The sequence below is a fragment of the Roseivivax sp. THAF30 genome, from assembly GCF_009363575.1.
In the GTDB taxonomy this organism is placed as follows: Bacteria; Pseudomonadota; Alphaproteobacteria; order Rhodobacterales; family Rhodobacteraceae; genus Roseivivax; species Roseivivax halotolerans.
Map to the genome: position 1 here is coordinate 2,148,558 of NZ_CP045389.1, position 26,476 is coordinate 2,175,033.

Consider the following 26,476-nt stretch of genomic DNA (forward strand, 5'->3'; position numbering starts at 1 on the left):
TTGCCGCCGCTCGCACGGAGGTCTAGCAACAGGGCCATGAGTGAAACCCGCGCCAAGAGAAACGTCGCTGTCCTCGTCGCTGCACAGGCGATCCTCGGGGCGCAGATGCCGATGATCTTCATCGTCGGCGGCCTGGCGGGCCAGTCGCTCGCCTCGAATGTCTGTTTCGCGACGCTGCCGATTTCTCTCATCATCGTGGGCTCGATGGTCTCGGCCTCGCCCCTGGCAAGCTTCATGCAGGTCTTCGGCCGCCGCGCAGGCTTTTTCGTCGGCGCCGCAGGCGGCGCGCTTGGCGGCGCGATCGGAGCGCTCGGCCTCTGGCTTGCCTCCTTTCCGATCTTCCTCGCGGGCTCCTTCCTGACGGGCGTCTATTTCGCGGCGCATAACTTCTATCGCTTCGCCGCCGCCGACACGGCCTCCGAGGCGTTCCGGCCCAAGGCAATCTCCTACGTGCTCGCAGGCGGTCTGATCTCGGCTCTGATCGGCCCTCAGATCGTGAAACTGACCTCCGAAGCCTATGTCATCCCGTTCCTCGGCACCTATGCGGCGGTGATCGCGGTGAACGTGCTGGGCTCGGGATTGTTCTTCTTTCTCGATATCCCGAAACCCGCGAAACCCGCCGAGGATGCACCGGTCGGCCGGACGCGGCGCGAGCTGGTGCAAAGCCCCCGCATCGCGGTTGCGATGATCTGCGCGATGGTGTCTTACGCGCTGATGAACCTCGTGATGACGTCGACCCCGCTTGCGGTCGTGGGGTGCGGCTTCGCGCAGGCGGATGCCGCGAACATCGTCTCGGCACACGTGCTGGCCATGTACGTGCCGTCCTTCTTCACCGGTCATGTCATCGCGCGGCTCGGTGTCGAGAAGGTCATGGGCCTCGGCCTTGCAATCCTCGCGGCGGCGGGCGTCGTGGCGCTCTCGGGCGTCGAGCTTGCGAATTTCTACGTAGCGCTGATCCTGCTTGGGATCGGCTGGAATTTCGGCTTCATCGGCGCAACGACGATGCTCTCGGGCGCGCATCGCCCCGAAGAGCGCGGCCGCGTGCAGGGCCTCAACGACGTCGTGGTCTTCGGCGGCGTAACGGTGGCGTCTCTCGCCTCGGGCGGCTTGATGAATTGTTCGGGCGGCACGGCAGAGGCCGGATGGGCAGCGGTCAATATCGCGATGCTGCCGCTTCTGACGCTGGCCGGTGCGGCGCTCATCTGGCTCGCGCTCCGTCCGCGCCGCCAGCCCGCCGAATAGGCTAGAACCGTCCCGTTGCCTTCATCAGCGCGAGCCGCGCCGCGCTTTTCGCAGGGCCGGGCGTGAGCGTGCCGTCCTTGACGCGCTCCGGCGCACGGGCCGCGGCTTTCAAGACGGGCTCTGCCTCCCATGTCGCGAGAAAGGCAGGCCGCGCCTCTTTCGAGATGCGGCCATGCCGTGCCTGGCGCAACCGCTCCAGCCCGCCTCTGGCCAGGGCCGCGACGGCTTCGGGGCGGCCGTCCACCATCGGTTGGCGCCCCTTCGATTCGAGCTCGGGGATTGCACGGAAGAAGGCCGCGAGGCCCGCCGCATAACCCGCATCGAGGGCAGCGGCCTCGTCCACCGGCCCGAGACTCGACGCGGCAGCCAGCAGGAGGAGCCCACCCGTCTCCTCGATATAGCGATGGAAATGAGCGTCGTCCTCGAAGGGCTCCGGGTAGAGATCCCAGCGCCGGGCACCGACGAGGCGATCGAGACGCACCGCCATACCCGGGGCGAGCGACAGTGCCAGCGGCGTGACGACGTCGTGCCGCCGGACCATGCCGCCCTCGGCAATCTCGGCCAGCGCATCGCGCCACCATTGCAGGCGCATTTCGCCGATCATCGCCTCGGAGGTGACCCAGGGCGCGCGCGCGACCTCGAGGTTGAAGGCATAGATCGGGAACAGCACGGCCCGGGCGGCGACCGGCGCGGCCATGACCGCGCGGAAACGGCCGGGATCGCCACGCTCCACCGCGGCGGCGCAGGATGTCAGATCGTCATCGAAGTCCATGAGGGCTCAGCTAGGCCCGCACGGCGCTCTGGGAAGGCGCGTCAACGACATCGCGGCAGAGCTTCCAGTTCACCGCGTCGATCAGCGCCGAAAACGAGGCGTCCACGATATTGGCCGAGACGCCCACGGTCGACCAGCGCCGCCCCGCACCGTCCTCGCTGTCGATGATGACGCGGGTCACGGCCTCGGTGCCGCCTTGAGTGATCCGCACCTTGAAGTCGACGAGGCGCATATCCTCGATCATCTCCTGATACGGGCCCAGATCCTTGGCCAGCGCCTTGGCGAGCGCGTTCACCGGCCCGCGATCGCCGCCGGTCTCGTCCATCGACTCGCTGACCGAAAGTTTCTTCTCGCCGTCGATCTTCACGACGACCACGGCCTCCGAAAGCGAGACCATCTTGTTGTACTTGTTCTTCCGCCGCTCGACCGAGACACGGTAACGCTTGACCTCGAAGAAGTCCGGCACGAGGCCCAGCTCTTCGCGCGCCAGCATCTCGAAGGAGGCTTGCGCCGTGTCATAGGCATAGCCCTCGTCCTCGCGCGCCTTGACCGTCTCGAGGATGCGGCCAAGCGCCGGATCGTCCTCGGAGACCGCGATCCCCGCCTCGGCCAACCGCCGCTTGAGGTTCGACCGCCCCGCCTGGTTCGACATCGGCACGACGCGGGCATTGCCGACGCTTTCGGGCGGGACGTGTTCGTAAAGGTCGGGTGCCTTCACGACGGCGGATGCATGCAGCCCCGCCTTGTGCGCGAAGGCAGAGGCCCCGACGTAAGGAAGCTGTTTCATCGGCACGCGGTTCAGCACGTCGTCGAGCATCCGGCTCACCCGCGTCAGCCCCGCGAGCGCCTCGCGGGTGACACCGGTCTCGAAACGGCTGGCATAAGGTTCTTTCAACAGCAGCGTCGGCAGAAGCGAGACGAGATTGGCATTGCCGCAGCGCTCCCCGAGCCCGTTGAGCGTCCCTTGGATCTGCCGCGCGCCTGCATCAATGGCGGCGAGCGATCCCGCGACCGCCATCTCGGTGTCGTTGTGGGTGTGGATGCCGAGACGATCCCCCGGAAGACCGGTCGCGACGAGATCGGAGACGACCTCCCCGATCCGCACCGGCAGCGTGCCGCCATTGGTGTCGCATAGAACAACCCAACGCGCTCCGCCTTCGAGCGCCGCCTCTAGGCAGGCCCGCGCATAACCGGGATCGGCGGCATATCCGTCGAAGAAATGCTCCGCGTCGAACAGCGCCTCGCGCCCCTCGGCCACGCAATGGGCGATGGAGGCGCGAATATTCTCGAGGTTTTCCTCGCGGGTGATCCCGAGCGCGGCCTCGACATGGTAGGGATGCGACTTGCCGACAAGGCAGACGGCGGGCGTGCGCGCGTTCAGGACAGCGGCGAGCACGTCGTCATTCGCCGCCGACCGCCCGGCCCGCTTGGTCATCCCGAAAGCGGTCATGGTGGCGCGCTCGGTGCGCGCCGTCTCGAAGAAGGCGCTGTCCGTGGGGTTCGCACCGGGCCAGCCGCCTTCGATATAGTCGAGCCCCAGCCCGTCGAGCGCGGCGGCGATCTTGAGCTTTTCGGGGGTGGAGAATTGCACCCCTTGCGTCTGCTGCCCGTCGCGGAGCGTGGTGTCGAAGAGGGAGAGGCGTTCGGTCATTGGAGAGCCTCCAGCTTGGCCGGGTCGAAGTCCGGGCCGGGCACGAGTTCAACGCCTTCTTTCGACATGCGGACCTCGAGGCCGGCGTCGATGAGCATCGCTTTCAGGCGGTCGACCTCGGTGAAGTCCTTGCTCTGCATCGCAGAGGCGCGCGCTTCGAACAATGCGGTCTCAAGAGCTGATAAGTCGGCATCGATTGCGTCCCAACCACCAAGCTCGTCGGACAGCAATCCAAGCATTTGCGCACCGGCTTTCAAAGCAGCTGCGTTCTTGTCGTTTGCCAGGCCGTGCAAAACGGTGAGCGCTCCAGCCGAATTGAGATCATCGGCCAACGCGGCCACGACCGCCTCAGGCACGCCGTCAGCCTCCACATCAGCGACGATCGAACGCCACTTCCGAAGCGTCGCCTCCGCCTCGCGCCGCTTCTCCGCCGTCCAATCCATCGGCTTGCGATAATGCGTCGAGAGGAACACGAAGCGGATCACCTCGCCCGGCACGCCCTGATCGAGCAGATCCCGCACCGTGAAGAAATTGCCCAAGGACTTGGACATCTTCTTGCCCTCGACCTGCAGCATCTCGTTGTGCAGCCAGAAATTCGCAAAATGGCCCTCGGGATGCGCGCAGGAGCTTTGCGCGATCTCGTTCTCGTGGTGGGGGAACATCAGATCGTTGCCGCCGCCGTGAATGTCGAAGCTTTTTCCAAGGAGCGCATCGGCCATCGCGGAGCACTCGATATGCCAGCCTGGCCGGCCCCGACCCCAAGGGCTCTCCCATCCGGGCGTGCCCTCTTCAGCGGGCTTCCAGAGGACAAAATCCATCGGGTTCTCTTTGTAGGGCGCCACCTCGACCCGCGCGCCCGCGATCATGTCGTCGATGCTGCGGCCCGAGAGCTTTCCGTAAGCCTCGTAGCTTTCCACCTTGAACAGCACGTGCCCCTCGGCGGCGTAGGCATGACCTTTCGCGATCAGATCCTCGATCATCGCGATCATCTCGCCGATATAGCGTGTCGCGCGCGGCGCGTGGGTCGGCTCGAGCGCGCCGAGTGCGCCCATATCCTCGAGGAACCAGCCGATCGTCTCTTCGGTGATCTCCCCGATCTCGCGGCCGGTCGCGGCGGCCCGCGCGTTGATCTTGTCGTCGACATCGGTGAAATTTCGCACGTAGGTCACGTGCTCTTCCCCGTAGACATGCCGCAAGAGCCGGTAGAGCACGTCGAACACCACGACGGGGCGCGCATTGCCCAAATGGGCACGGTCGTAAACCGTCGGCCCGCAGACATACATTCGCACGTTCTCGGGGTCGATCGGCTCGAACCGCTCTTTCCGGCGCGTCTTGGTGTTGTGAAATGTCAGGTCCATGCGAGCCTCAAACCTCGGGCGTCCTCTCGGAGGCGGGCTCTAGCAGCTTCGTTTTGGAAGTCGAACGAAAGACGGCCCGCCGGTGGATCAGCGGATAATGCAACAGATGATGGTGATGCGCGCCGTGTTCATGGGGCGGGCTTAGCGCTCGCGAAGGAGTGAGGCAAGGGAATTGTCGCGGGCACTGCGCCGGGGCAAGATCATTGGACGACACGCGAGGGCAGCTGCGCCATGACCACCATTTCCTCCATCCGCAATCTCGGCCCCGCCGTCGAGCGGGACTGCGCCCGCGCGGGCATCCATGATGCGGAATCCTTGCGGGCAATCGGGGCGCATGAAGCTTACGGCCGGATGATCGAGGCCGGGATTCGCCCGCATTTCATCGGATACTACGTGCTCGTTATGGCGCTGCAGGGACGGCCCTGGAATGATTGCAAAGGGGCGGAGAAAGAGGCGCTTCGGATAGAGTTCAACAGGCTCAAGGCCGAGCGGCGCGGCAGCGGCTCGGGACTGCCCGACGCGCTGGCAGAGGCGCTCGACCGGATCGGTGTGCGGCCCACGCGAACGCAGCGGTAGCGCGGAACTGGCGCTGTGCAAGCGACGTTAAATCCCAAACGTAGCCATTATCCGGAGTTCGACATGGACCTTGTCCGCATCATTCTCGCAATCATCCTCCCGCCGCTCGGCGTCTTCCTGCAGGTGGGCATCGGCAAACACTTCTGGATCAATATTCTTTTGACGCTTCTGGGCTACATCCCCGGCATCGTGCACGCCGTCTGGATCATCGCACGGACGGGCCCCCGCTCCGTATGAGCCGAGAGAGTGACTTCCGCGCGCTGGAGAAGGTGGAACGTTGGGCCAACCGAATGGACCGAGCCTTCCGCCTTCCCGGCACGCGCATCAGGTTCGGCTGGGATTCGATCGTCGGTCTGATCCCGGGTCTCGGCGACACAGCAGCGGTCGCGCCTGCCGCGTACATTATCTCGACTGCACACCGTGTCGGTGCGCCATCGCACCTACTCGTGCGCATGGGCGCGAATGTCGGCGTCGACTGGCTTGTCGGGCTTGTGCCGCTGGCAGGTGACATCCTCGACGTCGGCTACAAGTCCAACACCCGCAATGCACGGCTTTTGCGCGCCCATCTCGAAGAGCGGCACGGACCTGCAGGCATGAAAACGGTCAACTGACCGGCGCAGCCACGACAAAGAGAAAGGGGCGCCCCGCAAGGCGCCCCTTTCCCACTTCCTGTCCCTCGGAAGCTTGTTCAGCCGACGATCTCGAGACCCGAGAAGAAGAAGCTGATTTCTTCTTTCGCCGTATCGGGCGCGTCCGAGCCGTGGACGGAGTTTTCACCGACGCTCTCTGCGAATTCTGCGCGGATCGTGCCGGCATCGGCGTCGGCCGGGTTGGTCGCACCCATCACTTCGCGGTTCTTCGCGATGGCATTATCGCCTTCGAGCACCTGCACCACGACCGGCGCGGAGGCCATGAATTCGCACAGCTCGTCGTAGAAGGGGCGCTCCTTGTGGACGGCATAGAAGGCACCGGCCTGCGCCTTGGAAAGCTGGATACGCTTCTGCGCGACGATGCGCAGGCCCGCTTCCTCGAACTTGGCATTGATCTTGCCGGTAAGGTTCCGCTTGGTCGCGTCGGGTTTGATGATCGACAGGGTGCGTTCGGTTGCCATCTTGGCCTCTCTTGGTTCTGTCCGGAGGGCCGCATGCCTTCCGGGATTCTGTGGTCGCGCTGCGCATACCATGCAGGGAAGTGGTTGCAAACCTCACTCGCGCGAAGCCGTCTTTCGGTGCCGCGCCCCCTCTGCTAGAGCGCAGCTCATGTTGACGATCTCGAACCTCTCCTTCTCGATGGAAGGCCGCCCGCTATTCGAAGGCGCGACCGCGACGATCCCCGCCGGGCACAAGGTGGGCCTGGTCGGTGCGAACGGTACCGGCAAGACGACCCTGTTCCGGCTCATCCGCGGCGAACTCGCGCTCGATGGCGGCGAGATCGAACTGCCGCGCGGTGCCCGGATCGGCGGCGTCGCGCAGGAAGCGCCTGCGAGCGAGGCCTCGCTCATCGAGACCGTCCTTGCCGCCGATGCCGAACGCGCCTCGCTGATGGCAGAGGCCGAGACGGCAACCGACGGGACGCGCATCGCCGAGGTGCAGACGCGCCTTGCCGATATCGACGCCTGGTCCGCCGAGGCGCGGGCCGCGACGATCCTCAAGGGGCTCGGCTTCGACGAAGAGGCGCAGGCGATGCCGTGCCGGGCTTTCTCGGGCGGCTGGAGGATGCGCGTGGCGCTCGCGGGAGTTCTGTTTTCCGCGCCCGATCTTCTGCTTCTCGACGAGCCGACGAACTATCTAGACCTCGAGGGCGCGCTCTGGCTCGAAAGCTACCTTGCGCGCTATCCGCACACGGTCATCATCATCAGCCACGACCGGGGGCTCTTGAACCGCGCGGTCGGGAGCATCCTGCATCTGTCAGAGAAGACGCTCACCTTCTACCAGGGGCCCTATGACCAGTTCGCGCGCCAGCGCGCCGAGAAACGCGCGCATCTTGCCGCTGCCGCGAAAAAGCAGGAGGCGCGGCGCGCGCATCTGCAATCCTACGTGGACCGTTTCCGCTACAAGGCCGACAAGGCGCGGCAGGCGCAGTCGCGCATCAAGATGATCGAGAAAATGGAATCGATCAGCCTTCCCGAGGATGCCGAGCGGCGCGTCTTTTCCTTCCCCGAGCCCGAGGAGCTTTCCCCGCCGATCATCAACATGGAAGGCGGCTCGACCGGCTATGGCGAGACGACGATCCTGTCCCGGCTCGATCTCAGGATCGACCAGGACGACCGGATCGCGCTTCTGGGGCGGAACGGCGAAGGCAAATCGACCCTGTCGAAACTTCTGTCGGATCGCCTGCCGCTTTTCAGCGGCAAGATGACCCGCGCCTCGAAGCTGCGGGTCGGCTATTTCGCGCAGCATCAGGTCGACGAGCTGCACCTCGATGAGACGCCGCTGGCGCATCTGGCGCGCGAGAGACCCGCCGAGGCCCCGGCCAAGCTGCGCGCGCGCCTCGCGGGCTTCGGTCTGCAGGCGGCGCAGGCCGACACCGAGGTCGGACGGCTGTCAGGCGGGCAGAAAGCACGGCTTTCTCTCTTGCTGGCGACGCTCGATGCACCGCATATGCTGATCCTCGACGAGCCGACGAACCACCTCGACATCGAGAGCCGTGAAGCGCTGATCGAGGCGCTCAACGCTTATACCGGCGCAGTGATCCTCGTGAGCCACGACATGCACCTCCTGGGTCTGGTCGCGGATCGGCTCTGGCTCGTCGGAGGCGGCACCGTGAAACCTTATGACGGCGATCTCGAGAGCTATCGCAAGATGCTTCTTGGGCAGGACAAGCCGGCCGAGAAGACGGCGGCCAAGGCAAAGCCCGTGGCTGCCAAACCTTCGCGCGACGAGATCCTGGCGCTCCGCTCCGAAGTGCGAAAATGCGAGGCGCGCGTCGAGAAGATCGAGGAGATGCGCGAGAAACTCGCCGCGAAACTCGCCGATCCCGATCTCTACGAGAGTGCCCGCGCGGGCGAACTCGCGACGTGGAATCGCAAATACGCCGAGGTGATGGATGGCTTGAGCCGCGCCGAAGCGCTGTGGGTCGCGGCACAGGAAAAGCTCGACAGCGCGCAAAACGTCTGACGGCGCGGCCTTGCCTGACAGGCGTTGCAGGCTTATGCGGCGAGCATGGATCTCGCGCTCGCCCTCTCAGCCTTCACGACGCTGTTCGTCGTCATCGACCCGATCGGAACGACCCCCGTCTTCATCGCCGTCACGCGCGGTATGAGCCGGAAGACTCGCCGCGCGGTCGCCATTCGATCCTGCCTGATCGCCGCGTCGATCTTGTGTCTCTTCGCCTTCGCGGGCGAGGCTGTTCTGAGCTTTGTCGGCATCACCATGCCCGCCTTCCGCATCGCGGGCGGGCTGCTGCTGTTCCTGACCGCCCTCGACATGCTGTTCGAACGCCGCACCAAACGCCGCGACGCTACCGCCGAGGAAGCCGAGGACGATGTGCCCGATCCCTCGGTCTTCCCGATGGCGATCCCGCTGCTGGCCGGTCCCGGCGCGATCACCTCGGTCATTCTGCTGGTCAGCCGGGCGGGCGATACGACCGAGCTCGTCACGGTGCTTGGCGTGATGTTCGGGGTTCTTGCCATCGCGCTTGTTCTGCTGTTGTTGTCGGGCGTGATCGAGCGGGCGCTCGGCAAGATCGGCATCACCGTGGTGACGCGGCTTCTTGGCCTGCTCCTTGCCGCGCTCTCCGTCCAATTCGTCGCGGACGGTTTGCTGGCCTTCGGGTTCGGAACACCGCCGGTCTGATCTTTTCGCAAGCCGGGCGAACGCCTATCTCAGCCTCATGGACTCGATGGATTACGGACAATTCGCCTATCTGGCGCTTCTCGGCGCGGTGCTCGTCTTCTGGTTTTTCGTGCAGGACCGCGCGAATCTCGGCCAGAAAGTGAAGGCGCTCGCGGCCTGGGTTTTCATTTTCCTGGGCGTCATCGCCGTGGTGGGCCTTTGGGACGACATTCGCGGCACGGTCGCGCCTCAACAGCAGGTCATGTCCGAGAGCGGGCGGATCGTCCTGCCACGGCAGGCGGACGGCCATTACCACGCTCGGCTCGACGTGAATGGCGTGCCGGTGTCCTTCCTCGTGGATACCGGAGCGACCGGCACGGTTCTGAGCCAGCGCGATGCGGAACGCGTGGGCCTGGAGGCGGCCGATCTGCAATTCACGCAGAGTGCGGAGACCGCGAATGGCACGGTACGTACGGCGCCGGTGACGCTGGACCGCGTGGCATTGGGCCCATTCGAGGATCGCGGCGTTCGGGCTTATGTGAACGAGGGGGCGCTTAACCAGTCGTTATTGGGCATGAGCTACCTTCAGCGCTTCGGCCGGATCGAGATTGCCGGTGATGAGTTGGTGCTCGAAAGGTAGGTCTAGATCCACATTCTTAATTAAGAATGTGGATTCCAGAAATAATAATAGTTAAAATTCTCGGCATTCTACCGCTCGGCCTTCTTTTCCCAGCGGCCCGATTCCTCGGACCAGTACTGCGCCGCACAGCCCTTGTCAGTGAGCGCTTTCCACTGCACCCGTGCCGTCTGCACCGCCGCGGGATCGTTACCGTCGAAAAGGACACACGTCCGCTCCAGCGCGGCAACTTCCTCCGCCGACACCTCCGCACCGTCGATCGTCATCACGCAGGCCGGATCGTTCGCCGCCTGCTGCCCGGTCGTGAGAAGAACGGGCTGGCGCGCATCATGTGCGCCCCCTGCCCGCCCATGCGGCAGAAACCCATCCTCGGGGCCCAGCCACAATTTCTGATCGAGCCAGTCCAGGCGTGCGCTGTCCCGGCCGCGCACGGCCACGCGCCAGCCCGCCTGACGCGCCTTGCCGATCAGCATCGGCAAGGTCTCCTCCAGCGGTCGCCGGGTCAGGTGATAGAAATAGGCCGCGCCCAACGCTCTCAGCTCTCGTAGCGGTCCGCGACAAGCCGGTTGAGCGCCATCACGCCCCAACCGGTGGCACCTTTCGGTGCCAGCGTCGTCTCGGACGACACGCGCGCGACGCCCGCGATATCGATATGGATCCAGGGCATTTCGTCCTTGACGAACACCTTGAGGAACTCCGCCGCGGTGATCGTGCCTGCGGGCCGCCCGCCGGTATTCTTGATATCCGCAAGGGGCGTCTCGATCTGCTTGGCATACCCTGCGCCGAAGGGTAGCGGCCAGACACCCTCTCCTTCCGTCTTCGCTGCCTTCGCGAAATCCGCGCCGAACGCATCGTCGGTCGAGAAATATGCCGCGTTCTCATGGCCGAGCGCGATGATGCAGGCCCCGGTCAGCGTGGCGAGATCCACCATCGCCGCGGGGTTTTCGTGCTCCTGCGCGTACCAGAGCACATCCGCCAGCACGAGCCGGCCTTCCGCATCGGTATTGATGATCTCTATCGTGTCGCCCTTCATCGACTTCACGATGTCACCGGGGCGCGATGCGCGACCGTCGGGCATGTTCTCGACAATTCCGACGAGCCCTGTGACATTCGCCTTGGCCTTCCGTAGCGCGAGCGCCTTCATCACGCCCGCGACGACACCGGCGCCGCCCATGTCCATCGTCATCTCTTCCATGCCCGCGGCCGGCTTGAGGGAAATGCCGCCCGTATCAAAGACCACGCCCTTGCCGACGAGGGCGAGCGGGGCGTCACCCTCGGCGCCGCCTTTCCAGCGCATGACAACGAGCTTGGCGGGGCTTTCGGAGCCCTGGCTCACGGACAGATATGCGCCCATGCCAAGCTCGTGCATGCGATCTTCCTCGATGACCTCCACCTCGAGCCCGAGATCGCGCAGCGCCTCGAGCCGCGCGGCGAATTCCGTTGTCGTCAGCACGTTGGCGGGCTCGGAGACCAGATCGCGGGTGAAGACGACGCCCTCGGCCACGGCGCGCGCGGTCTCGAGGCGCGGGCGCACCTCATCCGGTTTGGAGACCATCACGGTCACGTCGCCGAACGCGTCGCCTTTGTCGGATTTGTGGTCGGTGAAGGCATAGGAGCGTAACGCCACGCCAAGCGCGACGTCTTCCGCACGGGCGGTGCCTTCCGCCAGAAGGAGCATCGCGGTCCGGCCCGCCTTGGCAAGCCCAGCGCCTGCCTTGCGCGCTTCCTCGATGGTGGGCTTGCGGGCCAGCTTGACGATGTCGACGGCCTCGGCCGTGAGGCCCGCCGGCCAGGCAAGCGTCATCAGGCCCGACACCTTGACCTTTTCGAACGCCGCGCTCTCGACGGCCCGCGCGATCGCTCCCTTGGTCAGGCGATTGAGACGCCGCGCGCCCTGGCTCATCTTGCCCTCGGGGGTCACGAAAACCGCGATGCGCCCCTCCGCCTCCTTCAGTGCCTCAAGGTCGGTATCGCGTACGGTGATCGCGCGCAGATCGGTCATGCTCGGCTCCTGTCTTTCAGCTTTCGCCCAGAGGTAGCGAGCGGGGCCCGACTTGACCAGAGGCACCTTTCCCGCCCCGAACCAATCGGCTAGGGTCGCGCGAAACCAAGAGACGGTCTGGGGGGATCGGTGGCGAGATTCGACAGATACATCCTGTCTCGATTGATGGTACTGTTCGGCTTTTTCGCGCTGGTCCTGGTTTCGGTCTATTGGGTCAACCAGGCGGTCATCCTGTTCGAGCAACTCGTTTCCGAGGGCCATAGCGCCAACGTCGTTCTCGAATTCACCGCCCTCTCCCTGCCATCGACGATTGTGCGCGTTCTGCCGCTCGCCGCCTTCGTCGCAGCACTCTACCTCACACAGCGCCTGATCTCGGACTCGGAGATGACCGTCGTGCAGTCGATGGGCTATTCGCCATGGCGGCTGGCCAGGCCGGTCGCCGTCTTCGGCTGCCTCGTCGCCTTCATGATGTTGATCCTCACCCATGTCCTCGTGCCGCAAAGCCTCGAGCAGCTGCGCCTCCGCGAAGCGGAGATTTCCAACGCGGCCTCGGCGCGGCTCTTGCGGGAGGGCGTGTTCCTGAGCCCCGCCTCGGGCGTGACGTTCTATATCCGGGAGATCACCGCGGACGGAGAGCTGCGCGATGTGTTCCTGTCCGACCGCCGCCAAGCCGGCCGCGAAGTCACCTACACCGCCGATCGTGCCTTCGTGATCGGAAATGGCAATGAGCCGGCCAATCTCGTCATGGTGAGCGGCCTTGCCCAGACGCTCGATCTCGATACCGACACGCTTTCTACCACGACCTTCGCCGATCTGACCTATTCCGTCTCCAGTCTCATCGAGGAATCGGGGCTCGGCCGGCAGCGGCTCGAATCCACATCGTCCTGGGCGATGCTCAGCAATTTCTCAGGCGTCATGGAGCGCACTGGCGAACGGCCCGCCGAAGTTCTCGTTGCGCTCTACCAGCGCGTCCAGCAACCGCTTCTCGCGATGGTCGGCGCACTGCTCGGCTTCTCAGCGCTCCTGACCGGCGAATTCTCGCGCTTCGGGGTCGCGCGGCAGATGTTCCTGGCGGTCGGGCTGGTGGTCGTCGTCTATTTCTTCGAAAGCGCGGTCGCCGGAGGCGCCGAGGCGAGCGTCGGCGCTGCGACGACGATCTTCGTGCCGAGCCTCGTCGGCTTCGGGATGATCGCATACCTTTTGCACAAAGCCTCGCGCACACGAAAACCGAGGCACAGGCGCGCGGAGGCCCCGGCATGAAGCTGCATGTCTATTTCGCGCGGCGCTTTCTCGTCACCTTCCTGTCGATCCTCGGCGGTGTCGCGGCCTTTGTATACGTGCTCGATTTCGTCGAGCAGATCCGCCGCTTCGACGACGAGGATGTCTCTTTCGGAGGGCTCGCGCATCTGACCCTCCTGAACGCGCCAGCCTCGCTCTACGAAATGCTGCCGCTTGTGATGATCCTCTCCTCGGTGGCGCTGTTCCTGGCGCTCGCCCGATCCTCGGAACTCGTTGTGACGCGCGCATCGGGGCGTTCGGGGCTCGTTGCGCTTGCCGGGCCGATCCTCGTTGCTCTCGTGGTGGGGCTCATCTCGGTCGCCGTCCTCAATCCGATCGTCGCGGCGACGTCCCAGCGCTTCAGCGAGTTGCGCGAACTCTACGAGGACGGCCAGCAGAACGTGATCTCGATCGGCGCCGAGGGGCTCTGGCTCAGGCAGGGCGACGCCCGTGGCCAGACTGTCATCCGCGCGGCACGATCCAACGCCGATGCGACCGTTCTCTATGACGTCTCCTTCCTGCGCTATCAGAACGAGGTCGGCCCGACGCGCCGACTGCTCGCGCAGGAGGCCGAACTGACCGACGGCGCATGGCATCTACGCGATATCAAGGCATGGCCGCTTGGCCGCGAGATCAATTCCGAAGCCAATTCCGAAATGCTGTCGGAGCTGGAAATCTCGTCGAGCCTCACCCGCGAGCGCATCCGCGACCGGTTCGGCCAACCCTCGGCGATCTCCATCTGGGCGCTGCCGGCCTTTATCTCCGACCTTGACCGCGCCGGGTTCTCGGCGCGCCGGCATGTCGTCTGGCTGCAGATGGAGCTCGCCCGCCCCCTCTTCCTTGTCGCCCTCGTTCTCGTGGGTGCGGCTTTCACGATGGAACATGCGCGGCTCGCGCGGACAGGTATCGCGGTGATGTCGGCGGTCCTGATCGGTTTCGGCCTCTTCTACATCCGTAATTTCGCGCAAATCCTCGGAGAGAGCGGTCAGCTTTCTCCGCTGGTCGCGGCATGGGTGCCACCAGCCGCATCGCTCATATTGGCGATGGGGCTCTTGTTGCAGCGGGAGGACGGATGATGCGCTGGCTGATAGGCATGCTGGCCTTGCTCTGGCCCGTCTCTGCGACAGCGCAGGGCGTCGACCCGGCGCTCCTTGTCGCGGACATGGTCTATGTCGAAAGCGAAGACGTGCTCGTCGCGCAAGGCAATGTCGAGGCAATCTATGACGGGCGCCGTCTGAACGCCTCCCGCGTCGTCTATGACGACGCCAATGGCACGCTGTCTATCGAAGGACCGATTCGGATCACCGAGCCCAATGGCGATGTCCTGACCGCGACGTCGGCAACGCTGGATGAAGGCTTCGAGAACGGCATCCTCGCAGGGGCGCGGATCGTGCTAGACGAACAGCTTCAGCTGGCCGCCGTGGAGGCACGCAGGCTGGGCGGACGCTATACCCAGCTGAGCCGCGTCGCGGTGACCTCGTGCCAGATCTGCGGGCGCAACCAGGCGCCGCTCTGGTCCATCCGCGCGGACCGCGTTGTCCATGACGAGGAGGAGCGGCAAATCTATTTCGACAACGCGGTGTTCCGCGTGCTCGACGTGCCGGTCTTCTACTTCCCGCGCCTTCGCATCCCCGATCCGACGCTCGACCGCGCGCGCGGCTTCCTGCCGCCCGAGGTCCGCACGTCCTCGCTTCTGGGGTTCGGGGCGAAACTGCCGTATTTCATTCCCATCGGAGCCCATCAGGACGTCACCGTCTCGCCGTACCTGACGACCGAGAGCCGCACGCTCGAGCTGCGCTATCGGCGGGCCTTCACCTATGGCGATATCGTGGTGAATACAGCCGTCAGCCGGGACAGCCTGATCGACGATCTACGCAGCTATGTGTTTGTCGAAGGCTCGTTCGACCTGCCGCGCAATTTCAAGCTCGACTTCGGCCTCCAGAGCGTGAGCGACGATGCCTATCTCGACGTCTACGGCTATTCCTCCGCAGACCGTCTCAAGAACTTCGCCGAGATCAGCCGATATGACCGGAACACGGCGTTCTCCGCCTCGACCAGCGTCTACGAGACGCTGCGGGACGAAGACACGACCGAGACGCGCCCCTCGACGATCCTCGACATGACCTACGAGCAGCGCATCTTCCTGCCCCGCGTGCCGGGCGAGTTCCGGCTCAACGCCGATGCTCACGGTCATTACCGGCCCTCTGATCTCGACATCGATGGGCCTGACGAGGACAACGTCGTGGACGGACGCGATGTCGCCCAGTTCTCGGTGACCGCGTCCTGGCGCGATCGCTATACCCTTCCCGGCGGCATACGGGCCGGCCTTCTGGGTCAGGTCTCCGGCGATGCGATCCGGATCGCGCAGGACGCGACCTCGGAGCCGCAGGCTGACGTCCTGACACCCGCTGCCGCGCTCGAGTTGCGCTGGCCCTTCATCCGGCGTGGCCGGGGCGGCGCCCGAACCCTGATCGAACCTCTCGCGCAAATTGCCTGGTCCGGCGGCGAGCGTCCGACGACCGCAGCCGATGAAAGCACACGGCAGGAATTCGACGAGGGCAACCTTCTGTCGATCTCGCGCTTTCCCTCGACGGACCGGCGCGAGCGGGGCCGCGTCACCGCGCTCGGTGTGCGCTGGCATCATCAAGATCCCATCGGCTGGGATGCGGGCCTCACGCTCGGCCAGGTCTGGCGCGATGACGCCGATCCGGCCTTCACAAAGTCCTCTGGCCTGAGCGAGGCGGAATCCGATCTCTTGATCGCGACGCATTTCGCGACGGCGGGCGGCTTTCGTATCTCGGGGCGCGGGCTTCTCGATTTCGATGCCGCGGATTTCTCCAAAGCCGAGGCGCGGATCGACTGGGAGACGCGTCGGCTCGAGCTTGGGGCGTCCTATCTCCTGCTCAAAGCCGATGCCGCCGAGAACCGGGACGACCCCCAGTCCGAATGGACCCTCGATGCGGCCTACGATTTCACGCGCGCCTGGTCCGCAGATGGCTACTGGCGCTACGATCTCAGCGACAACCGGTCGGATCGCGCGGGTCTTGGCGTCACCTGGCAGAACGAATGCGTCTCGGCGGAGCTTTCGGTCTCGCGCCGCTTCGCTTCATCCACTAACCTTGAACCGTCCACAGATTTCGGCCTTGTCGTCTCGCTGAAGGGTTTCAGCACTGGCGGCAGCGCCAAGGAGTACCGTCGCACATGCTCGACCTTCTGAAGTCCGCCCTGAAACCCATGCTGGGGGCCACCCTTCTGGCCGCGACGGTCGCCTTCTCGGCGGCCCCGGCGGCGGCGCAGAACCTCTTTGCCCCGGCGATCCGGGTGAACGACGCGGTCATCACCAATTACGAGATCCAGCAACGCGCCCGGATGCTGGAGGTTCTGAACGCCCCCGGCAACACCGAGGAACAGGCGCGCGAGGCCCTGATCGACGACCGCCTGCGCCTGCAGGCCGCTGCTCGTGCCGGTGTCACCCCCTCAGAGGAGGACGTGCTCGAAGGCATGTCCGAATTTGCCGGTCGCGCCAATCTCAGCCGCGAGGAATTCATCCAGGCCCTCGCCCAGGCCGGTGTCGAGGAAGAGACTTTCCGCGACTTCGTCCGTGCGGGGCTGTCCTGGCGGACCCTCGTGCAGCAGCGCTTTGCCGGGCAGTCCAACGTGTCCGAGGACGATCTTGACCGCGCCTCATCAAGCGGCGCGGACGGATCAAACGTGCGTGTGCTCCTGTCGGAGATCATCATTCCCGCACCGCCGGGACAGGAACAGGCCGTCCGTGCGCGCGCAGCGCGCATCGCGCAGTCGCAATCCGAAGGCGAATTCTCCTCGTTCGCGCGGCAGTTTTCCGCCACGCCCACGCGCCAGAACGGCGGCCGCCTGCCCTGGCAGAACCTCTCGGAGCTGCCGCCGCAGCTGCGCTCCATCGTGCTCGGTCTCGCGCCCGGCGAGGTGTCGGACCCGCTGCCCATCCCCAACGCCATCGCGCTCTTCCAGCTGCGCGGTATCGAGGAGACGGGCTATACCGCACCGGACTATGCCGCCGTTGAATATGCAGCCTATTACCTGCCCGGCGGCCGGACGCCAGAGAACCTGGCCCGCGCGCGGGTGATCGACGCGGAGACCGATCGCTGTGACGATCTCTACGGTATCGCCAAGGGACAGCCCGCCTCGCGGCTCCAGCGCGAGAGCCTGCCGCCCTCCGAGCTGCCGACCGATATCGCCTTCGAACTTTCCAAGCTCGACCGGGGCGAAGTGTCGACCGCGCTGACGCGCTCAGGCAACCTCATGGTGCTGATGCTCTGCGGGCGCACCCGCGCGGTGAACGAGGATAGCGACCGCGAGCAGCTCGTGCTCGGCCTTCGCAACCGCCGCCTCAACGCGCTGGCCGAAGGCTATCTCGCGCAGCTCAGGGCCGACGCCTACATCGTCCAGCAATGAGCCTGCCCCCGATTGCGCTGACCTGCGGCGAGCCCGCGGGAATCGGCCCCGAACTTGCCGTCGCAGCCTGGGAAGTCCTGGGCAGCGACGTGCCGTTCTTCCTGATCGGCGCCCCGCACCACCTTCCCGAGGGCACGCCCTTCGTCGAAATCGCGCAGCCGCGGGATGCGGCCGAGGCGGCGCGGACGGGTCTGCCGGTCCTGCCACTCGACATGGACGGGCCGCGCGTGCCGGGCACGCCGCAAGCGGCACAGGCCAAGGGTGTGGTCGCCGCCATCGAACGCGGCGTCTCGCTCGTTGCCAGCGGCAAGGCCTCCGCGCTTTGCACGCTGCCGATCCACAAACAGGCTTTGTCGGATGGCGCAGGCTTCGCCTTTCCCGGTCACACGGAGTTTCTGGGCCATCTCTCGGACAGCCCCGAGGTCGTGATGATGCTCGCCTCGGACCAGCTGCGCGTCGTCCCGGCGACGATCCACATTCCCCTGGCGGAGGTGCCGGCGGCTCTGACGCCAGAGCTGCTCGACACGCGTATCCGCATCACACATGCCGGCCTTGTCCGCGATTTCGGCATTTCCGCGCCGCGCCTCGCCGTCGCGGGTCTCAACCCGCATGCGGGCGAAGGCGGCAAGATGGGACGGGAGGAGATCGAGGTAATCGCCCCGGTTCTGGACCGTTTGCGCGCCGAAGGACTGGATATCGCGGGGCCGCTTTCAGCCGACACGATGTTCCACGCCGCTGCGCGCGCGCGCTACGACGCCGCGATCGCGATGTATCACGACCAGGCGCTCATCCCGATCAAGACGCTGGATTTCGACCGGGGCGTGAACGTCACCCTTGGCCTGCCCTTCGTCCGCACATCACCCGATCACGGCACCGCGCTCGACATCGCCGGAAAAGGCGTCGCCAATCCCAGCTCGACGATCGAAGCGCTGCGGCTTGCCTGGCGCATGGCGCAGGCGCGGGGATGAGCGGCATCGACGATCTGCCACCCTTGCGGGACGTGATCGCGGCGCACGATCTGCGCGCACGCAAATCGCTTGGTCAGAACTTTCTGCTGGATCTCAACCTGACCGCCCGGATCGCGCGGGCGGCCGGCCCGCTGCCGGAGATGGACATCCTAGAGATCGGACCCGGCCCCGGCGGTCTGACGCGCGGTCTTCTGGCAGAAGGCGCGCGCCGGGTACTCGCCATCGAGAAGGATCGGCGCTGCATTCCGGCTCTGGAGGAGGTCGCCGCCGCCTATCCCGGCCGCCTGAGCGTCATCGAGGGCGATGCACTGGAGGTCGATCCGCTGGAGCATCTGACCCCGCCCGTCGCGGTTGCTGCGAATCTGCCCTACAATGTAGGCACCGAGCTTCTGGTTCGCTGGCTGACGCCGCAAGCCTGGCCGCCCTTCTGGCAAAGCCTCACGCTGATGTTCCAGAAGGAAGTGGCCGAGCGGATCGTCGCCGCGCCCGGCTCCAAGACCTACGGGCGGCTGGCGATCCTGGCGCAGTGGCGCGCCGAGGCGCGGATCGTGATGACCTTGCCGCCGGGAGCGTTCACACCGCCGCCGAAAGTCTCTTCCGCCGTGGTGCACCTGACCGCCCTGCCCGAGCCGCGCTTTCCAGCCGATCCAAAGATCCTCGAAGAGGTGGTCGCGCGGGCCTTCAACCAACGGCGCAAGATGCTGCGGGCGAGCCTCAAGGGACTGCATCCTGATATCGAGACGCTCCTCGAAGAGGCTGGAATCGCCCCGACCGACCGGGCCGAGCAGATTTCGCTCGAAGCGTTCTGCGCTCTCGCCCGCAGCGTTCAGGCGGCTCGACAATAAAAAAGACCGGGCCTTCCGAGCCCGGTCCTCCTGTCAAACCATCCGCCGGGCTTACCCGTTGTCGGCAGTGTCCGATGCAGGTTGCTCTTCGGCGCTGACAGTATCGGCTTCAGCCGCTTTCTTGCGCGGCTTGGAGGCGCGGCGCGCCTTGGGCTTCTCCGCGCTTTCCGGCGTCTCTACGAGGTGCGAATCGTCATTTCCTCCGCCGAAATCCACGGCTTCGGAGAACCCGTCGCTGTCGCTCGATTGCGGAGCCTGGCTGTCCTGGCCCTGATCGGTTTTCTGGTTCTGAGGCTTGCCGCGCTTCTTGCGGGGCGGGTCATTGCGGGGCTGATCGTTCTGGCCGGACTGATTGTCCTGCGCCCCGTCTTCGCTCTTGCCGCGCTGATCGCCGTCCTGCTGATCGCCGCCGTCCTGACCCGAATTCTGGTCGTCGCCATCACGCTCGTTCCGCTCGCGGTCCCGCTGGGACTGGCGTTCGCGGTTCTCGCGTTCCTGCTGCTCGCGCTTTTGCTCCTGCTCGCGCTGCGCCTCGCTCAGCATTCGCTGGTAATGCTCAGCGTGCTGCTGGAAGTTCTCGAAGGCGACGCGGTCATTGCCGAGCTGCGCGTCGCGCGCAAGCTGGGTGTACTTGTCGATGATCTGCTGGGGGGTGCCACGCACCTTGCCGTCCGGACCGCTCGAGTCAAAGACGCGGTTGACGACGTTCCCCATCGAGTTCCGGTTGCGATTGTTCTTCGACCGGGACCGTGATTTCGATGATCTCATAACTCAGGTCAGTCCTGTATCCGACTGTGGTTCGTGATCCTCCGGCGTCTTGGACGCCTGCCTGGCTGGATCACCTTTTTGTCTGGCTTAATCGTCGGGCGCGACGGAAAATCCGTCAAAGCCGATGCCCGACTGATGAATGAGTAAACATGTGACCTGCGCTTTAACAAGGGGAGATTGCCAAAAAATGCCGGTTCTCACCCGAAAAAGCGCCTTTCAGCCACATTCCCTTGTGGAAAACGCAGTTTCCCGCCGTCAAAGGCGCGCGGCGACGACCCGGTCGCGCCCATCGAGATCGGGCAAAACCTCTATGCCCGAGAGGCCGGCGTCGTGCAGAAGCGCGCGCACGGCATCGCCCTGCGACCAGCCGATTTCCAGAAGAAGCCGACCGCCCGGCACAAGATGCCGCGCCGCGCCGCTTGCAATCGCGCGGTAAGCCGTGAGCCCGTCGCCGTCATCGCTGAGCGCCATGCGCGGCTCGTGATCCCGCACATCCGGCGCGAGCCCCGCCATCTCGGCCGCGGAGATGTAAGGCGGGTTGGACACGATGAGATCGAAGCGCTGATCTGCTGCGAGCGGCGCGAACCAGGAGCCTTCCAGAAAAGCGACCCGATCCGTCAGCCCCAAGGCGTTGCGGTTCCAGAACGCCACCTCGATCGCATCGCGCGAGAGGTCCGTGGCGATTCCCGTCGCCTCGGGCACCTCGGCGGCAAGGCTCAGCGCAATGCAGCCCGAGCCCGTGCCGAGGTCGAGAAAGCGCGTGACCGGCCCGCCAAGCGCTGCCTCCACGAGGATTTCCGTTTCGGGGCGCGGGTCGAGCACATCGCGCGTGACAAGGAATTCCCGCCCGTAGAACATCCGCCGTCCGGTCAGTTGCGAGATCGGAACGTTTTCGCAGCGCCGCTCCACCATGACCCTGTAGATGACCGTCAGTTCGGGATCGACCGGTTCAGGCAGAAACAGCGTCAGCCGGACGGGCGGCACCTTCAGAACATGCGCCAGAAGCCGCCGCGCATCGCGGCCGGGATCGGGAATCTCCGCAGCACTGAGCGCGCGCGTCGCCTCTGCCAGAAGCTCCGCCCCGGTCATGCGCCCATCTCCGCCAGAAGCGTCGCCTGCGCGTCCTGGATGAGCGCATCCGTCACCTCGTCTAGATCTCCGGCCATGACCTGATCGAGCTTGTAGAGCGTGAGGTTGATCCGGTGGTCGGTCAGCCGTCCTTGCGGGAAATTGTAGGTGCGAATGCGTTCGGACCGATCGCCCGAGCCCACCTGCGCGCGCCGCAAGTCGGAGCGTTCCGACGCCGCCTTCTGCCGCTCGGCATCGAAGAGCCGCGTGCGAAGGACCTGCATGGCGATCTCGCGGTTGCGGTGCTGGGATTTCTCGGACGAGGTCACCACGATCCCGGTCGGGATATGCGTGATCCTGACGGCGCTGTCGGTGGTGTTGACGTGCTGCCCCCCTGCCCCGGATGCGCGCATCGTGTCGATCCGGATCTCGTTCGGATCGATGGCAATATCCACGTCAGCCGCCTCGGGCAGAACCGCGACCGTGGCGGCGGAGGTATGGATCCGCCCGCCGCTCTCGGTCGCCGGCACGCGCTGCACGCGATGCACGCCGGATTCGAATTTGAGCCGCGCGAAGACATCCTGTCCTTCGATCCGGGCGACGACTTCCTTCACGCCGCCAAGCTCGGTCAATTGCTCCTCGATGGATTCGAACCGCCAGCCGCGCGCCTCGGCGTAGCGCTGATACATCCGCAAGAGATCACCGGCGAAGAGTGCCGCCTCCTCGCCTCCGGTGCCGGGCCGGATCTCGAGGATGGCGGGCCGCGCATCGGCGGCGTCCTTGGGCAGAAGCGCGATCTGCAAGGCCTCCTCAACGGCAGGCCTGCGCGCCTCGAGCTCGGTCAGCTCTGCCTCGGCAAGTTCAGCCATCTCGGCATCGTCGAGCATAGCGTGGGCTTCGGCGATCCCCGCCTCGAGCGCCCGCCATTGAGCGATGGCATCGACCACAGGCTTCAGCTCGGCATATTCACGCCCCAGCGCGGCGATGTCGCCACCTCCCTCGGCCATGCGCGCCTCGAGATATTCGAACCGGTCGGTGATCTGTCTGAGGCGGTCTTCGGGGATCATGCTTTGCGTGTTTGCGTATCGGCTCGGCAGGGTCAAGCCCGCCTGCGCTGAGGGCAGAGGCGTGTGCCCTGCCGAGAGGCAATAAATCTTGATCGAATGGCCGAAGCGCCGCATCCTGTTGAAATGATCCGCGCGGCGCTTTTTCTGGCCGCCCTCGGCGGCCCGGCTCTGGCCGATGTGACCGGACCTTCCGGGCGCACGATCCCCTGCTACTGCACGGACAGCGAAGGCGACCGGGTGGAGCTGGGCGAGGTGATCTGCCTCAGCGTGGACGGACGCGACTTCCTCGCGCAGTGCCAGATGTCGCTCAACAATCCAATGTGGCGCGAGATCCGCGAAGGGTGCCTGTCGAGCGGGTTATCCCTGCGGCCCGAGTTCGTTCAGCCAGCCTTCGACGCGCGCCTTGTTGACCCCCATATCTGACTGGCCGAAACGCAGCCGCGCATAGAGCTCGATCACGTCACCGTCTTGCTGGATCGTGGTGTAATCGGGGAAGCCCATCCACTTGGACCGCGTGATATAGGTGATCCGACCCTCCTCGACGCTGCCGGCCAGAAGCTCGGTCCGGGGCGTCGACAGGATGATCCTGTCAAGCTCGGCCATGCGCTCTTCGCCGCCCGGGATACGCCGGCGCACGCCCTGCGCCAGGTCCTGATCTGCGCTCACTTGCGGATCAACGTGCCAGACCTCGGGGTCGGACGGTGCGAACCGGATGAACACGGCCCCGCCGATTGCGGCGAGGATGAGAAGGATCAAGATATATTTCAGCACGAAAGGCCACTCCGTCTGTGTCTGGCCGGGGAACGCGCTATACGCCCCTGCGGGTCCACCCCCAGAGGCAAATGAGCTCCATCGCGACATGCGCGCCCGCGACCGCGGTTGATCCAGACGTATCGTAGGGTGGCGAGACCTCAACCACATCGCCGCCGATGACGTTCAAACCGGCAAGATCCCGCAGGCAGATCGCGGCCTGCCCGGAGCTGAGACCGCCCCAGACAGGCGTCCCGGTGCCGGGCGCAAAAGCCGGATCGAGGCAATCGATGTCGAAGGTCACGTAAGCGGGGCGGTCGCCGACCATTTCGCGGATCCGGGCAGCGGTCACTGCGGGCCCGTTCTCATGGACGAAGCGCGCATCGAGGATGTTGACGCCCATCGTGTCGGGATTGGTGGTGCGGATGCCCACGGCGACGGAATGGCCCGGATCGATCAGACCTTCCTTGACCGCCTTGTAGACGAAAGTGCCGTGATCGATGCGATCGGGATCATCATCGACCCAGCTGTCCGAATGCGCGTCGAACTGGATGAGAGAGACCGGCCCGTGCCGCGCCGCATGGGCGCGCAGGATCGGCAGCGTCACGAAATGATCGCCGCCCAGAGTGATCGCCGCGACGCCTTCGCCAAGGATGGCGCCGATATGCGCCTCGATCGCGGCGGGCACGTCCTGCGTCTTGGCATAGTCGAACGGCATGTCTCCGTAGTCGGCAATGGCGAACTCCGTCAGCGGATCGAACCCGTCCCAGCCATAGGGCGGATCGAAGGGCTGCAGGCTCGAGGCCTCCCGGATCGCGCGCGGACCGAAGCGGCAGCCCGGCCGGTTGGTCACCGCCTGGTCGAAGGGGATGCCAGTCACCGCGATGTCGAAGCCCGTCAGATCCTTGGAGTAGAGCCGTCGCAGGAACGAGGGCGCGCCGCCGAAGGCATTCTCGTAGGTCAGCCCGCGCGGGTCCGTCCGCGTCACCGCGTGGTCGATCTGTGTCTTTGCGTCTTCAAGGGCCATGCCGTTCTCCTCTTTGGGCGTCTCGTCCTGCGTCAGGCCGCGCGGCCGTGACGGGCTTCAACGAGGCGCACGAAGAAGGATGCGCCCAGCGGCGCGACCGCATCGTTGAAATCGAATTTCGGGTGATGCACCCCATGACCGATCCCCTGCCCGAGCTTCACATAAGCCCCCGGCCGCGCCTCCAGCATGTAGGAAAAATCCTCTGCGCTCATCACCGGCGCGGTATTGTCGTCGACACCCGCCCCGCCGGCGATCTCGCGTGCCACGTTCACCGCGAAGGCGACCTGGTCGGCATGATTGACCGTCGGCGGATAGGACCGGTCGTAATCGATCTCGAGCGAGAGCTCCGATCCCATCGCCGCCGCTTCGGCAAGGGTGCGGATGCGCCGCTCGGCCATGTCGCGCACGGCGCTGTCGAAGGTGCGGACAGTGCCGCAGATCACCGCCTTCTCGGGGATCACGTTCATCGCCGAACCCGCATGGATCTGCGTGATCGAAACGACGATCTGAGCCATCGGATCGGTGTTGCGCGACGCGATCGTCTGCATCTGCAGACCGAGCCCCATCGCCGCCGGGATCGGATCGAGCGTGCCGTGCGGCCGCGCGGCGTGTCCGCCCTTGCCGGTCAGGGTGATCGTGAAATCGTCGACAGCCGCCATGATCGGGCCGGTCCGGGTCGAGAAACGACCCTCCGCGCTCGAGGGATCGGTATGGATCGCGTAGACCTCCTCGATGCCGAAGCGGTCCATGACGCCTTCCTCGACCATGACGCCGCCGCCACCGCCGCCCTCCTCGGCGGGCTGGAAGAGCAGGACGACACGGCCCGCGAAATTGCGTGTTTCGGCCAGATACCGAGCCGCTCCGAGAAGCATCGCCGTGTGCCCGTCATGGCCGCAGGCATGCATCTTGCCCGGCACGGTCGAGGCATGGGCGGCCCCGGTCTCTTCGGTCATGGGCAGCGCGTCCATATCGGCCCGCAGCCCCGTGACCGGCCCCGGCCCCGTCCCTTCGATCACGGCGACGACGCCCGTTTTCGCGATGCCCTCATGGATCTCGTCGACGCCGAATTCGCGCAGGCGCGCGGCGACGAAAGCGGCGGTCTCGAAGCAGTCGAAGGACAGTTCGGGATACGCATGCAGGTGCTGCCTCCACGCGGCCATGTCGGGGGCAAATTCGGCGATACGGTTCACGGGGGGCATTGCTGGACTCCTTTGCGGGCTTCCGCCATCCAAAGGACAGAACCCCATCGCGAGGCCGAGAGCAATGGACGACCCACTGATCCGCGATCCGCACGGCGGAATGCCCCGCCTTCTGGCGATCATGCGCGCGCTGCGCGACCCCGAACATGGCTGCCCCTGGGACGTGGAGCAGACCTTCGCGACGATCGCGCCTTACACGATCGAGGAAGCCTACGAAGTGGCCGACGCCATCGAACGCGAAGCCTGGGACGAGCTGCGCGGCGAGCTGGGCGATCTGCTCTTCCAGTCGGTCTTTCACGCGCAGATCGCCTCGGAGCGGGGGTTGTTCGACTTCGACGACGTCGCCAACGCCATCGCCGACAAGATGCTCGCGCGTCATCCCCACGTCTTCGGCTCCGAATCGAACGCCAAGAGCGCGGAGCAACAGGTGCAGGACTGGGAAGCGGTGAAAGCGGCAGAACGCGCCAAGACGGCCGAGACCGGCGTTCTCGGCGGCGTCGCCAAGGGTCTGCCCGCGCTCACCCGCGCGGTGAAGCTTCAGAACCGCGCCGCGCGCGTGGGGTTCGACTGGCCGGCGACGGACGAGGTTATCGACAAGGTCGTGGAGGAGGCGCAGGAGCTTCGCGAGGCGACCGATCCCGCGCACCGGGCAGAGGAATTCGGCGACCTTCTTTTCGTTGTCGCCAATCTTGCCCGGCACCTTCAGATCGACCCCGAAGAGGCGCTCAGAGCGGCGAACGCGAAGTTCGAGCGGCGCTTCGGCTTTATCGAGGCAGGTCTCGAGGCGCGCGGCAAACGGCCCGAGGACAGCGACCTTGCGGAGATGGACGCGCTCTGGAACGCGGCGAAGGTTGCGGAAAAATCGGCACCCGATGAGAAAACAGATTGACCCGACAAAAATAGTCGGACATCAATCTCCACGTGGCTTCGGCCACGAGGATTTTCATTCGGCGTCTTCGGTTCCCTCCGACTCGTCGATCCCTGGGCCCCGGCGAGACGTGACGCCGGGGCCTTTTTCATTCTATCGGCGGAAACTGGCACAGCGTGGCATCGGGGCTATA

The 26,476-nt window shown here is 65.4% G+C and carries 27 protein-coding genes; 15 read left to right on the forward strand and 12 right to left on the reverse strand.

The window, feature by feature from the left end; all coding sequences use genetic code 11:
- Positions 1–36 precede the first annotated feature (36 nt).
- Positions 37–1,242, forward strand: coding sequence for an MFS transporter (locus tag FIU91_RS10440; protein ID WP_093009792.1), 1,206 nt, complete (start codon positions 37–39; stop codon positions 1,240–1,242).
- A gap of 1 nt (position 1,243) precedes the next feature.
- On the opposite strand, the gene FIU91_RS10445 is transcribed toward FIU91_RS10440, so the two are convergent.
- From FIU91_RS10445 to cysS, 3 genes are read right to left on the reverse strand one after another with little or no spacing between them, the layout of a single operon-like run.
- On the reverse strand, positions 1,244–2,014 hold the full coding sequence (locus FIU91_RS10445; RefSeq protein WP_152462399.1) for a squalene/phytoene synthase family protein: 771 nt from the start codon (positions 2,012–2,014) through the stop codon (positions 1,244–1,246).
- Positions 2,015–2,024: 10 nt separating this feature from the next.
- Positions 2,025–3,665, reverse strand: a complete 1,641-nt coding sequence (gene cimA, locus FIU91_RS10450) for a citramalate synthase (RefSeq protein WP_152462400.1) — start codon at positions 3,663–3,665, stop codon at positions 2,025–2,027.
- Positions 3,662–5,023 (reverse strand): cysteine--tRNA ligase, encoded by a 1,362-nt coding sequence (gene cysS, locus FIU91_RS10455; protein ID WP_152462401.1) that lies wholly within the window; start codon positions 5,021–5,023, stop codon positions 3,662–3,664. Before cysS ends, cimA begins: the two co-directional genes overlap by 4 nt.
- A 231-nt stretch (positions 5,024–5,254) precedes the next feature.
- Here cysS and FIU91_RS10460 point away from each other — a divergent pair, with 231 nt between their 5' ends.
- The 3 genes from FIU91_RS10460 (at position 5,255) to FIU91_RS10470 (ending at position 6,210) form a co-directional block, all read left to right on the forward strand.
- Positions 5,255–5,599 carry a TfoX/Sxy family protein gene (locus FIU91_RS10460; protein WP_152462402.1) on the forward strand — a complete coding sequence of 115 codons (345 nt, stop codon included), beginning with the start codon at positions 5,255–5,257 and terminating at the stop codon, positions 5,597–5,599.
- 63 nt (positions 5,600–5,662) lie between these two features.
- Positions 5,663–5,836, forward strand: a complete 174-nt coding sequence (locus FIU91_RS10465; RefSeq protein WP_152462403.1) for a YqaE/Pmp3 family membrane protein — start codon at positions 5,663–5,665, stop codon at positions 5,834–5,836.
- Positions 5,833–6,210, forward strand: coding sequence for a DUF4112 domain-containing protein (locus tag FIU91_RS10470; protein ID WP_152462404.1), 378 nt, complete (start codon positions 5,833–5,835; stop codon positions 6,208–6,210). The genes FIU91_RS10465 and FIU91_RS10470 overlap by 4 nt, the downstream gene beginning before the upstream one ends.
- Before the next feature lie 77 nt (positions 6,211–6,287).
- On the opposite strand, the gene ndk is transcribed toward FIU91_RS10470, so the two are convergent.
- Positions 6,288–6,710 carry a nucleoside-diphosphate kinase gene (gene ndk, locus FIU91_RS10475; protein WP_093009799.1) on the reverse strand — a complete coding sequence of 141 codons (423 nt, stop codon included), beginning with the start codon at positions 6,708–6,710 and terminating at the stop codon, positions 6,288–6,290.
- A gap of 148 nt (positions 6,711–6,858) precedes the next feature.
- On the opposite strand from ndk, the gene FIU91_RS10480 reads away from it, so the two are divergent.
- The 3 genes from FIU91_RS10480 to FIU91_RS10490 are packed head-to-tail and all read left to right on the forward strand — an operon-like array spanning position 6,859 to position 10,012.
- Positions 6,859–8,715 (forward strand): ABC-F family ATP-binding cassette domain-containing protein, encoded by a 1,857-nt coding sequence (locus FIU91_RS10480; protein ID WP_152462405.1) that lies wholly within the window; start codon positions 6,859–6,861, stop codon positions 8,713–8,715.
- A 45-nt stretch (positions 8,716–8,760) separates the two neighbouring features.
- On the forward strand, positions 8,761–9,393 hold the full coding sequence (locus FIU91_RS10485; protein ID WP_093009801.1) for a MarC family protein: 633 nt from the start codon (positions 8,761–8,763) through the stop codon (positions 9,391–9,393).
- 37 nt (positions 9,394–9,430) lie between these two features.
- Positions 9,431–10,012, forward strand: coding sequence for a TIGR02281 family clan AA aspartic protease (locus tag FIU91_RS10490; RefSeq protein ID WP_152462406.1), 582 nt, complete (start codon positions 9,431–9,433; stop codon positions 10,010–10,012).
- A gap of 68 nt (positions 10,013–10,080) precedes the next feature.
- On the opposite strand, the gene FIU91_RS10495 is transcribed toward FIU91_RS10490, so the two are convergent.
- Both FIU91_RS10495 and FIU91_RS10500 read right to left on the reverse strand, forming a co-directional pair.
- Complete coding sequence (locus FIU91_RS10495) at positions 10,081–10,539, reverse strand: DNA polymerase III subunit chi (RefSeq protein ID WP_152462407.1); 459 nt, start codon at positions 10,537–10,539, stop codon at positions 10,081–10,083.
- A gap of 5 nt (positions 10,540–10,544) precedes the next feature.
- Entirely contained in the window at positions 10,545–12,011 is a 1,467-nt protein-coding gene (locus FIU91_RS10500; protein WP_152462408.1) for a leucyl aminopeptidase, read from the reverse strand.
- A 129-nt stretch (positions 12,012–12,140) separates the two neighbouring features.
- Between FIU91_RS10500 and lptF the strand changes: the two genes are divergently transcribed.
- From lptF to rsmA, 6 genes are read left to right on the forward strand one after another with little or no spacing between them, the layout of a single operon-like run.
- A complete protein-coding gene (gene lptF, locus FIU91_RS10505) occupies positions 12,141–13,271 on the forward strand; it encodes an LPS export ABC transporter permease LptF (protein ID WP_152462409.1) in 1,131 nt (376 codons plus the stop codon).
- A complete protein-coding gene (lptG, locus tag FIU91_RS10510) occupies positions 13,268–14,365 on the forward strand; it encodes an LPS export ABC transporter permease LptG (RefSeq protein ID WP_152462410.1) in 1,098 nt (365 codons plus the stop codon). The genes lptF and lptG overlap by 4 nt, the downstream gene beginning before the upstream one ends.
- Positions 14,365–16,506 (forward strand): LPS-assembly protein LptD, encoded by a 2,142-nt coding sequence (locus FIU91_RS10515; protein ID WP_172974989.1) that lies wholly within the window; start codon positions 14,365–14,367, stop codon positions 16,504–16,506. The genes lptG and FIU91_RS10515 overlap by 1 nt, the downstream gene beginning before the upstream one ends.
- A complete protein-coding gene (locus FIU91_RS10520; RefSeq protein ID WP_152462412.1) occupies positions 16,491–17,723 on the forward strand; it encodes a peptidylprolyl isomerase in 1,233 nt (410 codons plus the stop codon). Before FIU91_RS10515 ends, FIU91_RS10520 begins: the two co-directional genes overlap by 16 nt.
- Positions 17,720–18,691 carry a 4-hydroxythreonine-4-phosphate dehydrogenase PdxA gene (gene pdxA, locus FIU91_RS10525; RefSeq protein ID WP_152462413.1) on the forward strand — a complete coding sequence of 324 codons (972 nt, stop codon included), beginning with the start codon at positions 17,720–17,722 and terminating at the stop codon, positions 18,689–18,691. Before FIU91_RS10520 ends, pdxA begins: the two co-directional genes overlap by 4 nt.
- On the forward strand, positions 18,688–19,536 hold the full coding sequence (gene rsmA / locus FIU91_RS10530; RefSeq protein ID WP_152462414.1) for a 16S rRNA (adenine(1518)-N(6)/adenine(1519)-N(6))-dimethyltransferase RsmA: 849 nt from the start codon (positions 18,688–18,690) through the stop codon (positions 19,534–19,536). The genes pdxA and rsmA overlap by 4 nt, the downstream gene beginning before the upstream one ends.
- Before the next feature lie 51 nt (positions 19,537–19,587).
- Here rsmA and FIU91_RS10535 read toward each other — a convergent pair whose 3' ends face one another.
- The 3 genes from FIU91_RS10535 to prfA form a co-directional block, all read right to left on the reverse strand.
- Positions 19,588–20,304, reverse strand: a complete 717-nt coding sequence (locus tag FIU91_RS10535) for a DUF4167 domain-containing protein (RefSeq protein ID WP_152462415.1) — start codon at positions 20,302–20,304, stop codon at positions 19,588–19,590.
- A gap of 255 nt (positions 20,305–20,559) precedes the next feature.
- Positions 20,560–21,393, reverse strand: a complete 834-nt coding sequence (prmC, locus tag FIU91_RS10540) for a peptide chain release factor N(5)-glutamine methyltransferase (protein ID WP_152462416.1) — start codon at positions 21,391–21,393, stop codon at positions 20,560–20,562.
- A complete protein-coding gene (prfA, locus tag FIU91_RS10545; RefSeq protein ID WP_152462417.1) occupies positions 21,390–22,439 on the reverse strand; it encodes a peptide chain release factor 1 in 1,050 nt (349 codons plus the stop codon). Before prfA ends, prmC begins: the two co-directional genes overlap by 4 nt.
- Before the next feature lie 96 nt (positions 22,440–22,535).
- Between prfA and FIU91_RS10550 the strand changes: the two genes are divergently transcribed.
- Positions 22,536–22,862 (forward strand): hypothetical protein, encoded by a 327-nt coding sequence (locus FIU91_RS10550; protein WP_371418155.1) that lies wholly within the window; start codon positions 22,536–22,538, stop codon positions 22,860–22,862.
- Here FIU91_RS10550 and FIU91_RS10555 read toward each other — a convergent pair.
- The 3 genes from FIU91_RS10555 to FIU91_RS10565 are packed head-to-tail and all read right to left on the reverse strand — an operon-like array spanning position 22,797 to position 25,415.
- A complete protein-coding gene (locus FIU91_RS10555; RefSeq protein WP_172975059.1) occupies positions 22,797–23,207 on the reverse strand; it encodes a DUF1499 domain-containing protein in 411 nt (136 codons plus the stop codon). The two genes, FIU91_RS10550 and FIU91_RS10555, sit on opposite strands and share 66 nt — an antisense overlap.
- A gap of 40 nt (positions 23,208–23,247) precedes the next feature.
- Positions 23,248–24,216: an agmatinase gene (gene speB, locus FIU91_RS10560; RefSeq protein WP_152462418.1), complete on the reverse strand. Its 969-nt coding sequence runs from the start codon at positions 24,214–24,216 to the stop codon at positions 23,248–23,250.
- Between the two features lie 32 nt (positions 24,217–24,248).
- Positions 24,249–25,415: an amidohydrolase gene (locus FIU91_RS10565; protein WP_152462419.1), complete on the reverse strand. Its 1,167-nt coding sequence runs from the start codon at positions 25,413–25,415 to the stop codon at positions 24,249–24,251.
- Between the two features lie 64 nt (positions 25,416–25,479).
- Here FIU91_RS10565 and mazG point away from each other — a divergent pair, with 64 nt between their 5' ends.
- Complete coding sequence (gene mazG, locus FIU91_RS10570) at positions 25,480–26,304, forward strand: nucleoside triphosphate pyrophosphohydrolase (RefSeq protein ID WP_152462420.1); 825 nt, start codon at positions 25,480–25,482, stop codon at positions 26,302–26,304.
- Positions 26,305–26,476 lie beyond the last annotated feature (172 nt).

Bases quoted from the DNA above. Each gene is read 5' to 3' on its own strand.
- FIU91_RS10535 (WP_152462415.1), bottom strand. From the start codon at position 20,304: ATGAGATCATCGAAATCACGGTCCCGGTCGAAGAACAATCGCAACCGG.
- pdxA (WP_152462413.1), top strand. From the start codon at position 17,720: ATGAGCCTGCCCCCGATTGCGCTGACCTGCGGCGAGCCCGCGGGAATC.
- FIU91_RS10490 (WP_152462406.1), top strand. From the start codon at position 9,431: ATGGACTCGATGGATTACGGACAATTCGCCTATCTGGCGCTTCTCGGC.
- prfA (WP_152462417.1), bottom strand. From the start codon at position 22,439: ATGATCCCCGAAGACCGCCTCAGACAGATCACCGACCGGTTCGAATAT.
- FIU91_RS10485 (WP_093009801.1), top strand. From the start codon at position 8,761: ATGGATCTCGCGCTCGCCCTCTCAGCCTTCACGACGCTGTTCGTCGTC.
- FIU91_RS10460 (WP_152462402.1), top strand. From the start codon at position 5,255: ATGACCACCATTTCCTCCATCCGCAATCTCGGCCCCGCCGTCGAGCGG.
- FIU91_RS10565 (WP_152462419.1), bottom strand. From the start codon at position 25,415: ATGCCCCCCGTGAACCGTATCGCCGAATTTGCCCCCGACATGGCCGCG.
- FIU91_RS10480 (WP_152462405.1), top strand. From the start codon at position 6,859: ATGTTGACGATCTCGAACCTCTCCTTCTCGATGGAAGGCCGCCCGCTA.
- FIU91_RS10520 (WP_152462412.1), top strand. From the start codon at position 16,491: ATGCTCGACCTTCTGAAGTCCGCCCTGAAACCCATGCTGGGGGCCACC.
- FIU91_RS10470 (WP_152462404.1), top strand. From the start codon at position 5,833: ATGAGCCGAGAGAGTGACTTCCGCGCGCTGGAGAAGGTGGAACGTTGG.
- FIU91_RS10440 (WP_093009792.1), top strand. From the start codon at position 37: ATGAGTGAAACCCGCGCCAAGAGAAACGTCGCTGTCCTCGTCGCTGCA.
- FIU91_RS10465 (WP_152462403.1), top strand. From the start codon at position 5,663: ATGGACCTTGTCCGCATCATTCTCGCAATCATCCTCCCGCCGCTCGGC.
- cimA (WP_152462400.1), bottom strand. From the start codon at position 3,665: ATGACCGAACGCCTCTCCCTCTTCGACACCACGCTCCGCGACGGGCAG.
- FIU91_RS10500 (WP_152462408.1), bottom strand. From the start codon at position 12,011: ATGACCGATCTGCGCGCGATCACCGTACGCGATACCGACCTTGAGGCA.
- FIU91_RS10445 (WP_152462399.1), bottom strand. From the start codon at position 2,014: ATGGACTTCGATGACGATCTGACATCCTGCGCCGCCGCGGTGGAGCGT.
- FIU91_RS10515 (WP_172974989.1), top strand. From the start codon at position 14,365: ATGCGCTGGCTGATAGGCATGCTGGCCTTGCTCTGGCCCGTCTCTGCG.
- mazG (WP_152462420.1), top strand. From the start codon at position 25,480: ATGGACGACCCACTGATCCGCGATCCGCACGGCGGAATGCCCCGCCTT.
- FIU91_RS10550 (WP_371418155.1), top strand. From the start codon at position 22,536: ATGGCCGAAGCGCCGCATCCTGTTGAAATGATCCGCGCGGCGCTTTTT.
- speB (WP_152462418.1), bottom strand. From the start codon at position 24,216: ATGGCCCTTGAAGACGCAAAGACACAGATCGACCACGCGGTGACGCGG.
- lptG (WP_152462410.1), top strand. From the start codon at position 13,268: ATGAAGCTGCATGTCTATTTCGCGCGGCGCTTTCTCGTCACCTTCCTG.
- rsmA (WP_152462414.1), top strand. From the start codon at position 18,688: ATGAGCGGCATCGACGATCTGCCACCCTTGCGGGACGTGATCGCGGCG.
- prmC (WP_152462416.1), bottom strand. From the start codon at position 21,393: ATGACCGGGGCGGAGCTTCTGGCAGAGGCGACGCGCGCGCTCAGTGCT.
- ndk (WP_093009799.1), bottom strand. From the start codon at position 6,710: ATGGCAACCGAACGCACCCTGTCGATCATCAAACCCGACGCGACCAAG.
- cysS (WP_152462401.1), bottom strand. From the start codon at position 5,023: ATGGACCTGACATTTCACAACACCAAGACGCGCCGGAAAGAGCGGTTC.